General features: G+C 44.6%; 13 protein-coding genes. 8 read left to right on the forward strand and 5 right to left on the reverse strand.

Going from position 1 to position 18,927, the window contains the following annotated elements:
- Positions 1–28: 28 nt before the first annotated feature.
- The 5 genes from OCT63_RS09510 to leuA all read right to left on the reverse strand — a co-directional run bounded on the left by OCT63_RS09510 (position 29) and on the right by leuA (position 5,886).
- The gene (locus OCT63_RS09510) at positions 29–811 is read right to left on the reverse strand and encodes a DUF547 domain-containing protein (protein ID WP_269983644.1); all 783 of its coding nucleotides are present in this window, start codon (positions 809–811) and stop codon (positions 29–31) included.
- 191 nt (positions 812–1,002) lie between these two features.
- On the reverse strand, positions 1,003–1,605 hold the full coding sequence (leuD, locus tag OCT63_RS09515; RefSeq protein ID WP_060467113.1) for a 3-isopropylmalate dehydratase small subunit: 603 nt from the start codon (positions 1,603–1,605) through the stop codon (positions 1,003–1,005).
- Between the two features lie 14 nt (positions 1,606–1,619).
- Positions 1,620–3,032: a 3-isopropylmalate dehydratase large subunit gene (gene leuC / locus OCT63_RS09520; RefSeq protein WP_269983645.1), complete on the reverse strand. Its 1,413-nt coding sequence runs from the start codon at positions 3,030–3,032 to the stop codon at positions 1,620–1,622.
- A 118-nt stretch (positions 3,033–3,150) separates the two neighbouring features.
- Positions 3,151–4,242, reverse strand: coding sequence for a 3-isopropylmalate dehydrogenase (gene leuB, locus OCT63_RS09525; RefSeq protein ID WP_060467115.1), 1,092 nt, complete (start codon positions 4,240–4,242; stop codon positions 3,151–3,153).
- 96 nt (positions 4,243–4,338) lie between these two features.
- Complete coding sequence (gene leuA, locus OCT63_RS09530; RefSeq protein ID WP_060467116.1) at positions 4,339–5,886, reverse strand: 2-isopropylmalate synthase; 1,548 nt, start codon at positions 5,884–5,886, stop codon at positions 4,339–4,341.
- A 583-nt stretch (positions 5,887–6,469) separates the two neighbouring features.
- On the opposite strand from leuA, the gene OCT63_RS09535 reads away from it, so the two are divergent.
- The 8 genes from OCT63_RS09535 to OCT63_RS09570 all read left to right on the forward strand — a co-directional run bounded on the left by OCT63_RS09535 (position 6,470) and on the right by OCT63_RS09570 (position 18,927).
- Positions 6,470–7,129: a TetR/AcrR family transcriptional regulator gene (locus OCT63_RS09535; RefSeq protein ID WP_269983666.1), complete on the forward strand. Its 660-nt coding sequence runs from the start codon at positions 6,470–6,472 to the stop codon at positions 7,127–7,129.
- Positions 7,129–8,463 (forward strand): efflux RND transporter periplasmic adaptor subunit, encoded by a 1,335-nt coding sequence (locus OCT63_RS09540; RefSeq protein ID WP_269983646.1) that lies wholly within the window; start codon positions 7,129–7,131, stop codon positions 8,461–8,463. The genes OCT63_RS09535 and OCT63_RS09540 overlap by 1 nt, the downstream gene beginning before the upstream one ends.
- Positions 8,460–11,567, forward strand: a complete 3,108-nt coding sequence (locus tag OCT63_RS09545; protein ID WP_269983647.1) for an efflux RND transporter permease subunit — start codon at positions 8,460–8,462, stop codon at positions 11,565–11,567. The genes OCT63_RS09540 and OCT63_RS09545 overlap by 4 nt, the downstream gene beginning before the upstream one ends.
- Positions 11,568–11,777: 210 nt before the next feature.
- Complete coding sequence (locus OCT63_RS09550) at positions 11,778–12,302, forward strand: phosphatase PAP2 family protein (RefSeq protein ID WP_060467119.1); 525 nt, start codon at positions 11,778–11,780, stop codon at positions 12,300–12,302.
- Between the two features lie 53 nt (positions 12,303–12,355).
- On the forward strand, positions 12,356–13,411 hold the full coding sequence (locus OCT63_RS09555; RefSeq protein WP_269983648.1) for an MJ1255/VC2487 family glycosyltransferase: 1,056 nt from the start codon (positions 12,356–12,358) through the stop codon (positions 13,409–13,411).
- A gap of 346 nt (positions 13,412–13,757) precedes the next feature.
- Positions 13,758–14,717: a transcriptional regulator LeuO gene (gene leuO, locus OCT63_RS09560; RefSeq protein WP_060467121.1), complete on the forward strand. Its 960-nt coding sequence runs from the start codon at positions 13,758–13,760 to the stop codon at positions 14,715–14,717.
- A 202-nt stretch (positions 14,718–14,919) separates the two neighbouring features.
- Complete coding sequence (locus tag OCT63_RS09565) at positions 14,920–16,728, forward strand: AMP-dependent synthetase/ligase (protein ID WP_161678778.1); 1,809 nt, start codon at positions 14,920–14,922, stop codon at positions 16,726–16,728.
- A gap of 459 nt (positions 16,729–17,187) precedes the next feature.
- Complete coding sequence (locus OCT63_RS09570; RefSeq protein WP_060467123.1) at positions 17,188–18,927, forward strand: acetolactate synthase 3 large subunit; 1,740 nt, start codon at positions 17,188–17,190, stop codon at positions 18,925–18,927.

Consider the following 18,927-nt stretch of genomic DNA (forward strand, 5'->3'; position numbering starts at 1 on the left):
GTTTTAGTTGTGCTCTTAGAGACTGAAATTAGTTTGCTTGGTTAAGTGACCAGTCGTAGTCATAACTGATATTGTTGGTATTCGTTAGTGGTTTTGTTCGATACTGCTCTAAATGTTGAATGAGTTGTTCCTGAGTCCCAAAATCCACTGCAAACCACTCGTAAATCGATGATAGCTGGAGCTTATTGCCTTCAACCAACACGCCTTTGTCACTATTCACAAACTCAGAGGCTGCTTGTTCTAGTAGAGTTTCGGTGTTGTCAGTCGTAAAGGCTTGAAGTTGTAGGTTAGGGCAACCTAAACTCGCACAATTTACCGCGTAGTGTGTGCGTGAGTCTTGCCAAATCGGTCTTAGGATCCGGTGTTCAATATCATTAAGTGTCAATGATTTACCGTTGACCACGACGACATCATCTCCCCATGGCCCGAAACTAAATAAGCCGCCGAGCTTGGTAATCGACTTGATCGGGTAGGCATCAAGAATTAAATCAACAGTCACGGCGTTGTATAGGTTAACCCAATAGGCATATTGTTCCGCTTTTGAATAGTCGAGTGGGTTTACCTGTTCCAACTGTTTGATGTATTGCTTTAGCTTTGCCTTGTCTGAAGTGTTCACTGCTTTATATCGAATGAGAGCGTGCTGGCCTTGCTTAACTAGATAACTGTTGAGAAATTGCTGCCAATCTTGGTGTGACACTTGCGCAGGGCTTGTTTCATTACTTTGGTTCCAATAAGGCCAAAGTTCGGATTTAGGTGCAGACCAAGCTAAGGTTGAGCACAGTAGGCTAATAATAAAAAGTAGTTGTTTCATGGCATTCTCCTGATGACTGACTACTAAGACCTTATGCTTTATGATTTTCTTTCATGGTTCTTCAGTTAAACCACAGAGTTGAGTTTTATAATGATGTTCCGCTAAATAAAAAAGGTTGGCGCTGAGCCAACCTTTTGCATGTTTTTGAAAGCGCTTACTCTATTTCAAGGCTGCGCTAGTTTGAGACTGCTTTATTTTAGGAAGCTAGGGATCTTAGCTTCAAACTCTGAAATTTTATCAGCATGTTGAAGTGTTAGGCCGATGTTGTCCAAACCATTGAGTAAACAGTGACGACGGAACTCATCAATTTCAAAGGAATACTGTTTGCCATTCGCGTTCACTTTCATGGCTTCTAGATCGACAGTGACCTCAGCGCCCTCGTTCGCTTCTACGAACTGGAATATTTCATCGACTTCCTGTTCTGTAAGGCGAACTGGAACCATTTGATTATTGATTGAGTTACCGTAGAAAATATCGGCAAAGCTCGGGGCAATAATCACTTGAATACCGTAATCGGCAAGCGCCCAAGGAGCGTGTTCACGAGATGAACCACAACCGAAGTTCTCGCGAGCCAGTAGAATAGAGGCGCCTTGATAGCGTGGTGCGTTCATTACAAACTCAGGGTTTGGTTGCTGGCCTGCATCATCTAGGAAGCGCCAATCGTGGAACAAGTGTTTACCAAAACCAGTACGGTTTACTTTCTGTAGAAACTGCTTTGGAATGATTGCATCAGTATCGATGTTGGCCGTATCTAGAGGAACGACTAATCCGGTGTGTTGTTGAAAACCTGACATGTTAAATCCTCTAATTAAAGTTCACGAATATCGACAAAGTGACCAGCGATCGCTGCTGCTGCGGCCATTGCTGGGCTAACTAGGTGCGTACGACCATCACGGCCTTGGCGACCTTCAAAGTTACGGTTTGATGTAGAAGCACAGCGCTCTTGTGGACCTAGACGGTCGTTGTTCATTGCAAGACACATAGAACACCCCGGAAGGCGCCATTCGAAGCCTGCTTCTTTGAAGATTGCATCTAAGCCCTCAGCTTCGGCTTGCGCTTTTACTTGTTCTGAACCCGGAACAATAAGCGCTTGAACGTGTTTCGCTACTTGGCGACCTTTCGCTACCGCAGCGGCTGCACGCATGTCTTCGATACGAGAGTTAGTACAAGAACCCACGAAGACTTTGTCTACGTTGTAATCAGATAGCGATTTGCCCGCTTCAAGGCCCATGTAAGCCAGTGCTTTTTCAGCCGAAGCTTTTTCAACAGGATCGGCGAAGCTTTTTGGTGCTGGGATTGGCGTGTCTACCGAGATAACCTGACCTGGGTTCGTGCCCCAAGTAACTTGTGGTTTGATGTCTGCCGCCTCTAGTGTCACAACCGCATCGAATTCCGCATCAGCATCGGTTTTTAGCGTATCCCAGTATTGGATTGCTGCTTCTAAGTCTTCGCCTTGTGGAGAGAACTTACGACCTTTGATGTACTCGTAGGTTGTTGCGTCTGGAGCAATGAGACCGGCTTTAGCACCAAGCTCGATAGCCATGTTACATACTGTCATGCGACCTTCCATCGTAAGGTCAGTAATCGCCTCACCACAGAATTCCACTACGTAGCCTGTACCGCCAGCGGCTGTTGTTTTACCGATGATCGCTAGCACGATATCTTTTGCAGTAATGCCTGGAGCAACCTTGCCTTTCACTTCGATCTTCATGGTTTTAGCGCGAGCTTGTTTTAGCGTTTGAGTGGCTAGAACGTGCTCAACTTCTGAAGTACCGATACCGAATGCAAGAGAACCAAATGCACCGTGTGTCGCAGTGTGTGAGTCACCACATACGATGGTCATGCCTGGTAGCGTAATACCTAGCTCAGGGCCCATTACGTGCACAATACCTTGGTATTTGTGGTTTAGGTCATAAAGCGTTACACCAAACTCTTCACAGTTTTTCGATAGCGTTTCCATCTGGATACGAGCCATCTCGCCAGAAGCGTTGATGTCTTTGGTTTGTGTCGATACGTTATGATCCATGGTTGCAAATGTTTTGCTAACCTGGCGAACTTTTCGACCTTTTTCTCGAAGGCCATCAAAGGCTTGAGGTGACGTTACTTCGTGGACTAAGTGACGATCGATATAAAGAATGGGCGTTTCGCCTTCTGCTGCTACTGCAACGTGAGCGTCATAAACTTTCTCGTATAAGGTTTTTGCTTGCTGGTTTGTCGACATAGCTTTTCTTCCTTGGGAGCATCAGTCCCAGTGTGTGTTTCGAGCCAAGTCATGTGATTTAAGCTGACTTGGCTTGATATTATTCTTATGTACTTGCTTTAATTCGAGAGCGTCTAGCTTATGAAGCTAAGATATACTCTGCAATCTTGTCACCCATTTCAGATGTCGTCAGCGCCTGGTTGCCGCCTGCTAGGTCTGCTGTTAGCTCGCCTGCTGAAAGCGCTTTAGATACCGCAGTTTCTATATCTTGTGCTGCCGCTTCTTCGCCTAGGCTGTAACGAAGCATTAGCGCGGCAGAAAGAATCTGTGCGACTGGGTTAGCGATGTTCTTGCCTGCGATATCTGGTGCACTGCCGCCTGCTGGTTCGTATAGGCCAAAGTTGCTTTCGTTCAAGCTTGCAGAAGGAAGCATACCCATAGAGCCTGTGATCATTGCGCACTCATCAGAGATAATGTCACCAAAGATGTTTGAACATAGCATGACGTCAAACTGAGATGGGTCTTTGATTAGTTGCATGGTCGCGTTGTCGATGTACATGTGGTTTAGCGTGACATCTGGGTAATCTTTTGCGATCTCTTCAACCACTTCACGCCATAAGATAGAGCTCTGCAGAACGTTTGCTTTGTCGATTGAGTAAACATTTTTGTTACGTAGACGTGCCGATTCAAATGCAATCTTTGCAATGCGTTCGATTTCGTAGCGGTGGTAAACTTCTGTATCAAACGCTTTTTCAGTGGCGCCTTCGCCTTCGCGACCTTTAGGTTGGCCGAAGTAGATGCCGCCTGTTAGTTCACGTACAACCACGATGTCAAAACCACGCTCAGAGATATCAGCGCGAAGTGGAGAGAAAGACTCTAAGCCTTTGTGGATTTGTGCCGGGCGTAGATTACAGAAAAGTTGGAAGTGTTTACGCAGAGGAAGTAGGGCACCACGCTCTGGTTGATCGTTCGGTGGAAGGTGTTCCCATTTAGGACCACCGACAGAACCAAAAAGTACCGCGTCAGATTCTTCACAGCCCGCTACTGTTGCTTCTGGAAGTGGACTGCCGTGATTATCAATCGCAATTCCACCAACATCATACTCTTCGCGAGAAAAGCTAATCGCGTGCTTCTTTTCGATCGCGTCTAGCACTTTATGTGCTTGTTGCATTACTTCTGGGCCAATGCCATCACCAGGTAGTACGGCAATTTTGTATGATTTATCTGTCATGTTAATCCTTTAATTCTTGTTACTGAGCTATGACAGCTCTTTAAAATTTTGTCCCTAAAGCCAATAACATCGGCTCTAGGGCTCTGTTATTGGATATTAAACTGTCGCGATTCTTTGCTGCTTCATTTCTGCGATGGTGTCTGCGCGCTGAATGCTATTAATAACGTGCAGTAGCGCTTGACCAGAAGCTTCAACGATATCGGTTGAAACGCCCGTACCGTGGTACTTGCGGCCTTTATAGTTAGCAATAATATCGGCTTGGCCTAAACCATCTTCGCCTTCACCTTTTGCGGTTAGGTCGAATTTGTCTAGCACTATTTCATAACCCGTTAAGCGGTAGATGCATTGGTATAAGGCATCAACAGGGCCGTTACCAACAGCCGCTTCGCATTTCTCTTCATCTCCACATTGCAGTTTGATGCTGGTGGTGGACATAACACTACCAGATTGTACGCTTAGGTAATTCAGTTTATAGAAGTCGTCTTCATCACGTAGGTTTGCGAAGTGCATTAGTGCTTCTAGGTCGTAATCGAACACTTGGCCTTTGCGATCAGCAAGCTTTAAGAAGTCTTCGTACAATGAATCTAGGTTGTACTCATTGTCTTTGTAACCCATCGCGTCCATGTGGCTCTTAACGGCAGCACGGCCACTGCGGCTTGTTAGGTTCAATGCCTTGTTTTTCAAGCCAATAGACTCAGGGGTCATGATCTCATAAGTGTTTTTGTTCTTTAGCATGCCATCTTGGTGAATGCCTGAAGAGTGGCTGAATGCGTTAGCACCAACGATAGCTTTGTTGTCTTGAATTGGCATATGGCAAAGCTGGCTAACCAACTTACTGGTACGGTGAATCTCTTTATGATCCAAACCAGTATGAACACCCAAAAGCTCTTGGCGAGTTTTGATGATCATCGCGACTTCTTCTAAAGAACAGTTACCCGCACGTTCACCAATACCGTTAATCGTGCCTTCAATTTGGCGAGCACCCGCTTGTACCGCCGCAATGGAGTTAGCAACCGACATTCCTAAGTCATCGTGGCAGTGCACCGAGATGATGGCTTTATCAATGTTTGGAACTCGGTTGAATAGGGTTTGGATAATACCGCCGAACTCATTAGGCACTGTATAGCCTACCGTGTCTGGAATGTTGATGGTTTTCGCGCCAGCGTTGATGGCGGCTTCCACCATGCGACATAGGTTATCAATTGGAGTGCGGCCTGCATCTTCACAAGAGAACTCAACATCGTCAGTGTAGTTACGAGCGTGTTTAACGGCTTTAACTGCCATCTCAACCACATCGTCATAGCTGCGACGTAGCTTATCTTGTACGTGAACCGTTGAGGTTGAAATGAAGGTATGGATACGGAATTGATCTGCGACTTTTAGTGCTTCTGCAGCGGCGTCTATATCCTTGGCAACGGCACGAGAAAGCGCACAAATTCGGCTATCTTTGATGTGTTTCGCAATCGTTTGAACCGATTCGAAATCACCGGGAGAAGAAACTGGGAAGCCAGCCTCAATAACGTCCACACCCAGCCTCTCAAGAGCGTAAGCGATCTGTAACTTCTCTTTTACCGTGAGACTTGCTGCAAGAGCTTGCTCGCCGTCACGTAAGGTCGTATCAAAAATTATTACTTGATCGTTCATGGGTGCTTCCTTATATCGACAATAAATCGATTGCTATCCAAATTATTATTAAGAATGATGTTCTTTTAAAAGTGCCAGTTACAAAAAAACCCGCTCAGCGCGGGTTTTAATATTTGTGTAGTTCTTGACCCACAACTTACCCGCGCGATTGGTTCACGATAAGGAGAAGTTTCAGCAGTCGAGAAGAAGAAAAAATCATTACACAAATATCCGTAAATAAACTGTTAACACCATATTTACCGCAATTTATTCTGAGCGTCAAACGAGAAAATCCAATATCAGTGTGCTTTGGTGGTGTTTTTGTTTGGTTTGTGCTGTTTTTTTCTTTTATGTTGGATGTATCGACTGATTGGTGGTTTTGTACTGGCGGGTTAGTTTATCGATTGGCTTATGTATAGGTTAAAACTTTGTAGTAAATCTTTTTGTCGGAACGATTCATCACTAAATCGAATGTATGAGAAAATTAATTAATTAATTAATTAATTAATCAATCGATTAAATAGTGAGTAATTAATGTTCTACTACTGTGTTGATTTATCCCTATAATTAATCGTGTGATTAATTAATAGGATAGGTCTCAATGATGGCAGCGCGTAAAGCAGGACGACCTCAACAAAACCTTGATGTCAGGCAGCTACTCATCGAGCACGCTCGAGATCTGTTCGTTATTCAACCTTACGATAAAGTCTCGACACGTTTAATTGCAGAGCGTGCTGGAGTGAACATTGCGATGATCCGTTACTACTTTGGCAATAAAGCCGGATTGTTTGAAGCGATGCTGCGTGAAACGCTACGTCCGATGCAAATACAGATGCAGAAGTTGGTGACAGAGAGCAGCCATGAGAATTTTCTTGATTTAATGCGAACTTATTATAAAGAGATGGTTAAGGTGCCTAAGTTTCCTCGCTTGATTGCCCAAGTGATGAATATGCCTCCCTCTGAGCTTCAAAGAGAGTTGTTAGAAAAAGTATTTCAAGATGTGGCTAAGCCAGCCCAAGATGTCATCTTTGAAAAGTTAGTTGAGCAGGGCATATTGAAGAAGAACATGGATCCAAAACTGTGTCGTGTTTCGTACATTAGCCTGATGGTATTTCCTTTTATCGCACCGCCACCTTTGTTAGCGATCCACGGTATTGAGCTTAACGAAGCCTTTCTTAATCGTTTAATTGAACACAACATTCAATTGATGACCGAAGGCTTTATCAATGTATCTAGCGCTACTCCCTTGCAGGAATCAAGATAATGAAAATAAGTAAAAAACTCCTCTTTTTTCCAGCACTAGCGGTTGGTGTTATTGGTTTGGTGGTTGCGATTAATTTTAAGCTTGATCCGCCGACTAAACCCGCGGGAGATAGGGCTCGTTTAGTCGAAACGGTCAGCTTAGAACAACAGATGATCGCGCCGTTGGCGGTGGGCTTTGGCAGAGTGGTGCCTAAGGTTGAATGGAAAGCGATTGCCGAGGTGACAGGGCAAATAGTCTATCGACATCCAGATCTTGAAAAAGGGCAGGTGATCCCAGAGGGAACGGTCGTACTTAAGGTTGATCCCTTAGATTACGAATTGAAGTTAGTGCAAGCTGAAGCGGATCTTAAATCAAGCCAGACCTCACTCGCGAAGTTGAATCAAGAAGAAGACAACCTACAACAAACATTAAAGATCGAAAAGAATCGTTTAGTGATCAGTAATAAAGAGCTGCAACGTAAACAGGATCTCCGCAAGAAAGGGCTGACCTCGCAATCGGATGTCGATCTGCAACAACAAAGCGCACTCTCGCAACAGAAGTTGGTGTTAGATATACAGAATCAAATCGCTTTAATGCCAGACGAAAAGCGCGTCGCGGAAGCGGTGATTAAGGTCAATGTATCTAAAGTGAAAGAGGCGCAACGTTCTTTGGATAAAACGACCATCACTTTGCCGAGAGCGATGAGAATTGCTCAGGTTGATATTGAACAAAACCAAGTGGTTAATCTTCAGCAAGAGATGTTTGTTGCTCATGGGATTGACGTTATGGAAGTTGAGGCACAACTCTCTATTCACGATATGCAAACTTTAGCCTCAAGCTTTACTCAATTCTCTCGCGATGCTGCAGGCATACCGAACCCTTACCAAGCGCCGATTAAAGCGACGATCCAGATGAACAGTGGCAGCTTGAATCTGAGCTGGCCAGCGAAGGTCGCAAGAATCAGTGAAACCGTTGATGAACACCAAGCCACCGCGGGGATCATTCTTGAAATCAATCAAGATTATTCAGCCTTACAGCCAAGCAGTGCCACTCCGTTGGTGAATGGTATGTTCGTCAAAGCGGAGATTGAAGGTATGGCGAACCTGAGTTGGGTTGTACCTGAGCGTGCTTTGCATGGCGATAAGGTTTACCTGATGAATGACAGCCAACGTTTGCAAGTGGTGAGTGTTGAAGTGCTGTATCGCCGAGACAACCAAGTGGTGGTTAACGGTGACCTGCAAGCTGGAGACAAGCTGATTCTCAATGATGTTCTGCCCGCGATTGAAGGTATGTTATTGAAAGAATCCGCTTCAAATGATGAGCTTTCCGCTGATACTGAGGAGAGCGCCTCATGATCAAGTTCTTCTCTAGGCACCCAACGGCAGCTAATTTGTTGATGCTTGGGTTGCTAATCATGGGTTTGGCTTCTTTGTCCACCATCAAGCGTGAAACCTTCCCCGCGTATGATCCACCTTATATTATGGCGGCGATTGTCTATCCCGGCGCTTCGCCACAAGAAGTAGAAGAGAGCTTGTGTGTAAGAATGGAAGACGCGGTCGATGGTTTAGCTAACATTGAAGAAACTCAGTGTGAAGCGATCGAAGGCAGTGCCCGTTTAATCCTCAAGTTGAATGAGAAAGCAGATATCGGTCGAATGCTGGTGGACGTTCAAACTCAGATCAACTCGATCAATGACTTTCCTACTGAGATTGAATCACCAGTCGTACAAGAGTTGGATTGGAACGAACCGGTTGTTGATATCGCGATTACTGCAGAAACCTCATGGCCAGAACTTAAGGCATACGCGGAAGATCTAAAGCGCACCATCAAGCTCGATTATGACGTTTCATTAGTTGAAGTCAGCGGCTTTTCCGATCATCAATATCGTGTGGAACTGGATACCCAAGCCATTCGTCAGTTAGGTTTGAGTGTTGGAGATATTGCCGATCAGATTGGTCGTCAAAACGTAAAACTGCCGAGTGGTAACGTTGAAACGCCAGACAAAAACTTCTTAATTCGATTTGATGAAAGACGAATTACACCTGTTGAACTGGAAAGCATTGTGGTTGGATCGGCGCCGAATGGTTCAGTGATCCGCTTGAGGGATATTGCCAAGATAACCGATCGCTTTGAACTTGATGAGCAAAAAGTGTTATTTGATGGTAAACCATCGGCTCTGTTAAAGATCAGCAAGAACAAAGAAGATGACGCATTAAGAATTAAAGAGAACGTCACCCGATTCGTGGAAGACCAGAGCGCAATTGCCCCTGATGGCGTGACACTGCAAATGACCAATGATCTCTCGTCGGTACTTTGGGATCGTCTAACCATGATGGTACGCAATGGCTGGCAAGGTATTGTGCTAGTGTTTGCCACTATGTGGCTGTTCTTCAGTTTACGCTACTCGTTCTGGGTGGCGGCTGGCCTGCCGGTAGCCTTCCTTGGAGGCTTGTTTTTGATGGCCAATCTTGGCTTGTCGATCAACATTATGTCGCTGGTCGGCTTGTTGATGGCGATCGGTATTATGATGGATGACGCCATAGTAATAGCCGAATCGATCGCCTCCCATTTAGAGCGGGGACAAAACGTTGATGACGCGGTATACAACGGCGTTAAGAAAGTGCTCCCCGGTGTGTTGTCTTCTTTCCTAACCACGGTGTGTATTTTCGGTAGTTTACTATTCCTTGATGGGGAAATGGGCGCGGTGCTTAAAGCCGTACCTCAAGTGCTTATTTTGGTTCTCTCCTTGAGCTTGATTGAAGCCTTTCTTATTCTGCCAAACCACTTATCTCATTCATTACACAAAGAAAAAAATGATAAGCCAGCGCTGCGCTTCAAAGTGGTGCTGCTAGAGAAATTCGAGAACTTCCGTAATACCACTTTGATGAACATGGTCGAGAAGGTCGTGACGTTCCGCTACGCCTTTATGGGCGGGGTGATTACCTTATTGCTTTTATCTATCTCTTTGATTGCTGGTGGGGTTGTTAAATTTCAGCCTTTCCCTGAGTTGGATGGCGATATTGCCGAGGCACGTATCATTCTTCCGCCGGGCGCATCACTCTCTCAAACCGAGAGAGTGGTCGACAAAATCATTGCGTCTGCTGAACGTTTGAACGCCCAGTGGAGCGAAGAGGTCGAAGAAGGCAACACACTGGTTGAGCACATCACCAGCCAATTCAATGCCAACGCAGATGCTAATGAATCAGGCCCGCACTTGGCCACAGTGCGTTTAGACTTACGTGGATCTGAGAGCCGTAACACGGTTATCGATGACTTCATTGATGCGTGGCGAGAGGATATTGGTGATCTGGCCGATCCTATTTCATTGGTGTTCAAGCAGCCTACTATGGGGCCGGGCGGTCGTGCGATTGAAATTCGCGCCAAACATGATGACCTAAGTGCATTGAAATCGGCTTCTTTGGATATTCAGGAATACCTCAATCAGTTTGATGGCGTGCACGGCGTGCTGGATGACATGCGTATGGGTAAAGAGGAGATCTTGGTGAAGCTGCGTCCGGGCGCTGAAACCTACAACGTGAATGGGCAGATGATTGCTTCCCAATTGCGTGCTGCCTTCTTTGGTCAGACTGCGGATGAGATTCAAATTGGGGTTGAGAATATCTCGATCGAAGTGCGTCTTGATAAAGAACAGGCTGGTGATTTACAGCAGCTGGCTAACTTCCCAATCATTACCGCAGATGGCAGTCAGATCCCGCTAGCAACCTTGGCGACATTAGATTTTCAACGTAACTACGTGCGAATCCAGCGTATTGATGGGCTAAGAACCATCAGTATCTTTGGTGATATTGACAATAAGAAGGCGAGCTCGTCAGCAATTTTGGCTCAGTTCCAAAAAGATGAAGCAGCCAAGCTCATTCAAAAATACCCGGGCTTACGTTTTGATTTCGAAGGCGAAGCTAAAGATGCCGCTAAGACTGGAGCTTCGATGGGCAAAGGCTTCTTACTCGGCTTATTCGGTGTGTTTGCGATTCTTAGTTATCAGTTCAGAAGCTATTTGGAACCTGTGGTCGTGATGTTGGCGATTCCACTGGCGTTCATTGGTGTTGTTGTTGGTCACTGGTTGTTAGGTCACGCATTGAGTATGCCAAGTATGATGGGTTTTGTGTCGCTCGCTGGGATCGTGGTCAATGATTCGATCTTGTTGGTGCAATACATACGTCACCATGTCGATGAAGGGGATAGCGTGCATGATTCGGTTGTTAAAGCCAGCCGCGAGCGGTTCCGTGCGGTATTTTTAACGTCTATGACCACCGCAGCCGGTTTGCTACCACTATTAACGGAAACCAGCTTGCAGGCTCAGGTTATTCAACCTCTGGTGATTTCGATTGTGTTCGGGATATTTGCCTCAACCTTGTTGGTGCTGTTTATGATCCCGGCGGCCTATTCGATATTGGCTGATTTTGGTTTGGTTAAGAAGCACGAACCCCTTTCGCTATAGAGCTTTGAAGCCATAAAGTAAGCAATAAATGATAAAGCGGCCTAGAGTCGCTTTATTTTTATGAGAGATGAGTAAGCCATCCGATACAGCTGGATCAGCCACTTCTCAACCATGGAAAATTTCATTTTAGTTCATTCAAAACGTCACTTAACTGTCATTTGTGAGGCATAACTTGATCCTTAACTGAATAAGGATTGTTAAGGAGATCGTATGCGTACTATCGAACCTATTGTCCGCTGGGATGTGGCATTTTCTATTTTCTGTTTAAAGAGTCGTTATAGCGGACAACATGCAACACTCAGTAAAGCCGTGTCTCATACTGGAGATGGACACCTTTACGTTTTCATTGCTCTGATTGCATTACTGGCTGATGGCTATACGGGACGACAGTTTTTAATGGTTGGCTTAGCGGCCTTTGCTATTGAACTGCCTATCTATTGGCTAGCAAAAAATACTCTGAAACGACGTCGACCAGCGGAATTTTCCTCGTTACTTCATTCTCACATTGTGCCGTCAGACAAGTACAGCCTGCCATCAGGGCATGCCGCAGCTGCTTTTGTGATGGCGACCTTAATTGGGCATTTTTATCCAAGTCTATACTTATTTAGCTTGAGCTGGGCTGTCGCGATTGCTGGTTCTCGAGTCTTACTTGGTGTGCACTTTTTAACGGATATATTAATTGGCGCAGCCTTAGGTATTGCTTGTACCAGTCTCGCCATTAACTTCATTTTGTAAGTATTTCGTTGGTAACAACGATGAGTTTGAGTGTTCAAGTTAAAGGAAGATTCATGAAAATCTTATATGGCGTACAAGGCACAGGCAATGGTCATATTGCGCGCGCACGAGCAATGGCAGTGGCTTTTCGTCAACATAATATCGATGTTGATTTTCTCTTTTCAGGGCGTGAAGAGAGTCAGTACTTCTCAATGGAAGCGTTTGGAAACTATCAAACTCGCCATGGTTTAACTTTTTACAGTGAGCAGGGGAAGGTTAAATACGGCAAGACATTGATGAAAAATAATATCTGGCGATTTCTCAGTGAGACTAACCAGCTCGATCTGACACCGTATGATTTAGTGCTTAACGATTTTGAGCCGGTGACCGCTTGGGCCGCAAAAAGACAGGGTGTGCCTTGCATAGGAATAAGTCACCAGAATGCGTTCCGTTATGATGTCCCAAAAGAAGGAGGAAACTGGATAGAACACTCCGTGATCCGACATTTCGCACCAACAGAGCACAGCATTGGGCTGCATTGGTATCACTTTGAACAGCCAATATTACCCCCTATCGTTCACACGCTAGCTCGTCATGAAAAAACGATAGATCAACAACACTTCACTTTGGTCTACTTGCCATTTGAGAATCTGGATGCGATCTCTGAATTACTAATGAAATTCATTTCTCACAATTTTGTTTGTTACCACCCGAGCGTGATTGAGCCTAACCGAATCGAAAATATTGAGTTCAAACCACTCAGCCACACAGGCTTCCAGCTCGACCTAAATCGCTGCTCTGGTGTGGTAGCCAATGGTGGATTTGAATTGCCATCTGAAGCTTTAACGTTGGGTAAGAAATTGCTCCTTAAACCGCTCGAAGGGCAGTTCGAACAACAGAGCAATGTGGCGACGCTAGAGGCGCTTGGATTGGCTCAAACAATGAGTTTTTTAGACGCCGCTATCTTACGTGGATGGCTCAGCGAAAAGCAGGCTGAAGTGGTTACTTATCCAGATGTCGCAAATGCGCTCGTTGAATGGATATTGGCGGGAGATTGGTCCCATCAAGATGACTTAAGAAAACAACTTTGGGACAAGGTGGACTTCCCTAGTTATGTCTCGCTCACCTAACTCATAAGTGGTGTTTTTGAATGTACTGGTTAAATAATTCATGACTTCAATGGGTGGTGAAAAATGTAGCCAAACGATAGAACAGCTAAATAAGTAGCAATGATACTCATAAATACAGCATTTTATGTTTTTTTATAATTATTCAATTATTTGATTTTTAAGCACTATTTAATTGCGGAGGTAAAATAAAATTATTCTTTATCAATCTTGTTGTTAGCTCGAGATGTATTGGTTAATAGTAGTGGTAATTCGAAAAATATCGATATGATAAATATAAGAACTGGTGGTTATCTATTCCCACACCATTACCAATTTAACGCTGTCGAACTGACCAGAGGCAATTTGAATGTTAGAGAAAAAAGACGCAATGAGTGCAATTGCAAGCTACAGAATGGAAAGCACACTTCGTGGAGTAGATTTAAACCTTTTGACTGTATTTGATGCCGTAATGCAAGAGCAAAACATTACGCGTGCAGCTCATAATCTGGGAATGTCTCAGCCTGCTGTAAGTAATGCGGTTGCTCGCCTAAAAGTGATGTTTAACGACGAACTATTCATGCGTCAAGGTCGTGGTATTCAACCGACTCAACGTGCTCGTCAATTGTTTGGCCCAATCCGCCAAGCGCTGCAGTTAGTGCGCAATGAATTACCAAGCTCGGTATTCTCTCCAGAATCGTCTTCTCGTTTGTTTAAGCTGGCAATTTGCAGCCCTTGTGACATGCGTTTTGCTCCTAAGATCATGTCGAGAATCCATGGACAAGCGCCTAGTGTTAAATTGCACATGGATGCCGAATTTGATCGTCAGCTCTCTGAGCGTATGCGTTACCAAGAAATCGACTTCGTGATTGATTACGCTCGTTTTGATGAGCAGGGCTTCTCAAGTACTGAAATCTTCCAGGATGAGTTGGTTGTTGTTGCATCTGTTTCTCACCCTCGTATTAAAGGTGAAGTAACAGCGGCTGAGTTACTTAATGAAAAGCACGCTAAACTGTCTCGTATTCATGGCCAACGTAGCTTCTCAGAGCAAGCGTACCGTGACCTAAATTGTATGCCTTTTTACGAAGGTACGAGCTTGAGTAACGTTCTATACGTTGTTGGTCAATCGGAACTTGTCACGATTGCTCCGCGCTGGATGGTTGAACATGCAGCGAATAAAGAGCAGTTGCAGATCCTAGATTTCCCATTCAATAACGCAGCGATTTCTGGCTTCCTAAGCTGGCACGAATCAAGTGAAAAGGACAAAGGACACATTTGGTTACGAGATCAGTTAATGATGATCTGTGGCGAAGTCGTGGCACTTAACTAGACACTAATCCCTATGTTTTATAAGCCCTAAGCTAGGGGTCTGGCTTGGGGCTTTTTTGTACCTACTATTTTTTGTTGATAGAAAACTTAGCGTGAGACGTACTATTACTGATAACTTTGAGCTTCATCAGTTGCCTTTTCCATGATCAGAGGTACACTTGTGCGCTCAAAAAAGCTTACAGGTGTAAGCCAAAGGTAAAGAGATGGCCAATTTAGATTTTCATATCGTAAAAAGACTGCGTGACCAAGTAGCCCAAGGCGGCAACCGTATAGCTTTGAAGCATAAAGTAGACAATGTATGGCAAGGTATTAGCTGGGAACTGTTTGGACAACAAATCGATACGCTTTCATTAGCACTATTGGCTCAAGGACTGAGAGTTCAAGATAAGATCGGTATCTATTCAAACAATATGCCTCAGTGGACTGTGGCAGATTTTGCCTCTTTACAAGCCCGTCTTGTGACCGTTCCGATTTATCCAACCAATACCGCGGCGCAGTCTTCTTACATTATCCAAAATGCGGATGTGAAGATCTTATTTGTTGGCGAACAAGTTCAGTTTGATGCGGCAGTGAAGCTCTTTGATGAATGTGAACAACTTGAAGTCGTTGTTGCTATGTCTGACGATATCGACCTTCAAGACCACAGCTTTGCTGTCTCTTGGAAAGAGTTTATGGCTCATGGTGTAGAATCACAGCAAGCTGAACTTGATACTCGTCTTGCCGATGCAAGCATGGACGACTTGCTGACCCTTATTTATACCTCTGGTACCACTGGCCAACCAAAAGGCGTAATGCTTGATTACACCAACATTGGCTACCAACTAGAAGGCCACGATGAGCGTCTTAGTTTAACGAAAGACGATGTCTCATTGTGTTTCTTACCTTTATCACACGTATTTGAGCGTGCTTGGACTTTTTATGTCCTTTATAAAGGCGCAACTAACTGTTACCTGCAAGACACCATGCAAGTTCGTGATGCGTTGAGCGACGTTAAACCAACGGTTATGTCTGCGGTTCCTCGCTTCTACGAGAAGATCTTTTCAGCGATTCACGAGAAGGTATCCAAAGCACCGTTTATCCGTAAAGTGCTCTTTACTTGGGCGGTGAACATGGGGGCTAAACTCTCTGTTTGTCACCAAGAAGGTCGCACGCCATCGTTGCTCCTTAAAAAGAGTCACGCGCTAGCCGATAAGCTTGTGCTATCGAAACTACGCGCCTTGCTAGGTGGCAACATCAATTTCATGCCATGTGGCGGTGCGAAGCTGGATGAAACCATTGGTCGCTTCTTCCATGCTATCGGTATCAACGTAAAACTTGGCTACGGCATGACAGAAACCACGGCGACAGTATCGTGTTGGGATGATCGTTGCTTTAACCCTGACTCTATTGGTATGTCGATGCCGGGCGCAGAAGTAAAAATTGGTGCTAAGAACGAGATTCTTGTTCGTGGACCAATGGTGATGCGCGGTTACTATAAAATGCCAGAAGAAACGGCAAATACTTTTGACGAGCACGGCTTCCTGAAAACCGGTGATGCGGGCCATTTTGATGAAAACGGTAACCTGTTCATTACCGATCGCATTAAAGAGTTGATGAAGACCTCTGGCGGTAAGTACATTGCCCCACAAGTGGTTGAAGGCGCGATTGGTAAAGATCACTTTATCGAACAGATAGCTGTTATTGCTGACACGCGTAAATTCGTTTCTGCATTGATTGTGCCTTGTTATGACTCGTTAGAAGAGTATGCCAAAGAGCTTAATATCAAATATCACGACCGCGTTGAGCTGGTTAAGCATCACCAAATCGTCGAGATGCTAGAGAAGCGTGTGAATGACCTGCAACAAGAACTGGCTAAGTTTGAGCAAGTGAAGAAATTCAAACTACTGCCAAAAGCGTTTTCTATGGATGATGGCGAGCTGACCCCAACTCAGAAATTGCGTCGTAAGGTTATCAATGATAAGTATCAAGACGAAATCGAAGAAATGTACACTGAAAAGCCGAAAGATAAGTAGTTTTCTACTTAGATAAATTTTCAGTTGTTTAAAAATCCCCCTACGAATGTGATTGCATTTTTAGGGGGATTTTTGGATCTATAGACTCAGTATAATGTGCGAAAGCGCACACCAATAAGGCTGTTATTTATCGATAAATAGCGATCTTTTTAAATATTAAGTGCTTTTTTTTTATTACCCATGAGTGTTTTAAACTGGTTGTTGAGCTTGGTTTGGGTTTTATTTGTTGTTTTCAGCTAATAGTTGGTTTTTTGGCATAATTGACGAATAACAGCGGTTAGACCCGATGATAATAAAGCGTTAAAGTTGTTTCGTATTACTGTTTGTTGTTATCACGATAGACAGACATAGCCGAAAAAGTGGAAGTATTTCGAATTAGGCTACGAATAAGCCCTAGACTATGAAAAACCAGCCCAACATGTTAACCAAATGTGATTGGAAACTGGTGAGGAGAGCAATATGACAACAAAACCTGAAACAGCCATGTTATCCGGCGCTGAGATGGTGGTGCAGTCTCTAATTGAAGAGGGTGTAGAACAAATCTTTGGTTACCCAGGTGGTTCTGTACTTGATATCTATGATGCCCTGCATGCTAAAACTGCTGAAATTAAACACGTATTAGTACGACACGAACAAGCCGCGACCCATATGGCCGATGGTTATACTCGTTCTACCGGTAAACCCGGTGTAGTACTTGTATGTTCTGGTCCTGGCGCAACCAATACCGTTACTGGTATTGCAACGGCCTACATGGACTCAATCCCAATGATCGTTATTTCTGGTAACGTCCCAAATAACCTTATTGGTAACGACGCCTTCCAAGAGTGTGACATCGTGGGTGTATCCCGTCCGATTGTTAAACACAGCTTTTTAGTAAAGAAAGCGGAAGACATTCCAGACGTCGTTAAAAAAGCATTCTATATTTCAACGACAGGACGTCCCGGTCCTGTGGTTATCGATTTGCCAAAAGATATCCTAAATCCACAAATCAAACTTCCTTATGAATACCCAGAAACCATCAAAATGCGTTCGTACAATCCAACGCTTACTGGGCACAAAGGACAGATCAAGAAAGCATTGAAGGCACTTCTTGAAGCGAAAAAGCCGGTACTTTATGTCGGTGGTGGTGCTGTTATTTCTGAGGCAGATAAGCCATTGTTAAAATTGGCAGAAGCACTGAATTTACCCGTTGTCAGTACTTTAATGGGGCTTGGCGCTTTCCCGGGTACCCATGAGAACTCTTTGGGTATGTTGGGCATGCATGGTTTGTATGAAGCCAATATGGCGATGCACAATGCCGACTTGATCTTTGGTATCGGTGTACGTTTCGATGACCGTACTACCAATAACTTAGATAAGTACTGCCCTGATGCGAAGATCATGCACATTGATATCGACCCATCTTCTATCTCTAAGAACGTTAAAGTGGATCTACCGATTGTAGGCTCAGCAGAGAAAGTATTAGAGAGCATGGTGAACCTACTTATTGAGCAAGGCGGAACCAATGACGCGCAAGCGATGGAAAGCTGGTGGAGCGAAATAAAACAATGGCAAGAACGTGATTGCTTAGCGTATGACAAATCTTCTGAGCGCATTAAGCCACAGCAAGTTATTGAAACACTTCATAAAGTAACCAATGGTGATGCGTATGTTGCTTCAGATGTTGGCCAACACCAAATGTTTGCTGCATTGTATTACCCATTCAATAAACCACGCCGTTGGATTAACTCGGGCGGCCTAGGCACGATGGGCTTTGGTCTACCTGCGGGGATGGGCGTTAAGTTTGCTAAGCCAGAAGAAGAAGTGGTGGTCGTAACCGGTGACGGCAGTATTCAAATGAACATCCAAGAGCTGTCGACTGCGCTGCAATACAATATCCCAGTTAAGATTATTAACTTGAACAACCGTTTCTTAGGAATGGTTAAACAGTGGCAAGACATTGTTTATCAAGGTCGTCACTCTAACTCATATATGGACTCTGTTCCTGATTTTGCTGCTATCGCAGAGGCTTATGGCCACGTTGGTATGCGCATTTCATCTCCGGATGAGCTGGAATCAGGTTTGGAAAAAGCACTGGCGATGAAAGACCGTTTGGTATTTGTCGATATCAGTGTTGATGATACCGAGCACGTATACCCAATGCAGATCAAAGGCGAGGGTATGGATAACATGTGGCTAAGCAAAACGGAGAGAACATAA

It is taken from the genome of Vibrio sp. RW (genome assembly GCF_027587105.1).
Lineage (GTDB): Bacteria > Pseudomonadota > Gammaproteobacteria > Enterobacterales > Vibrionaceae > Vibrio > Vibrio toranzoniae.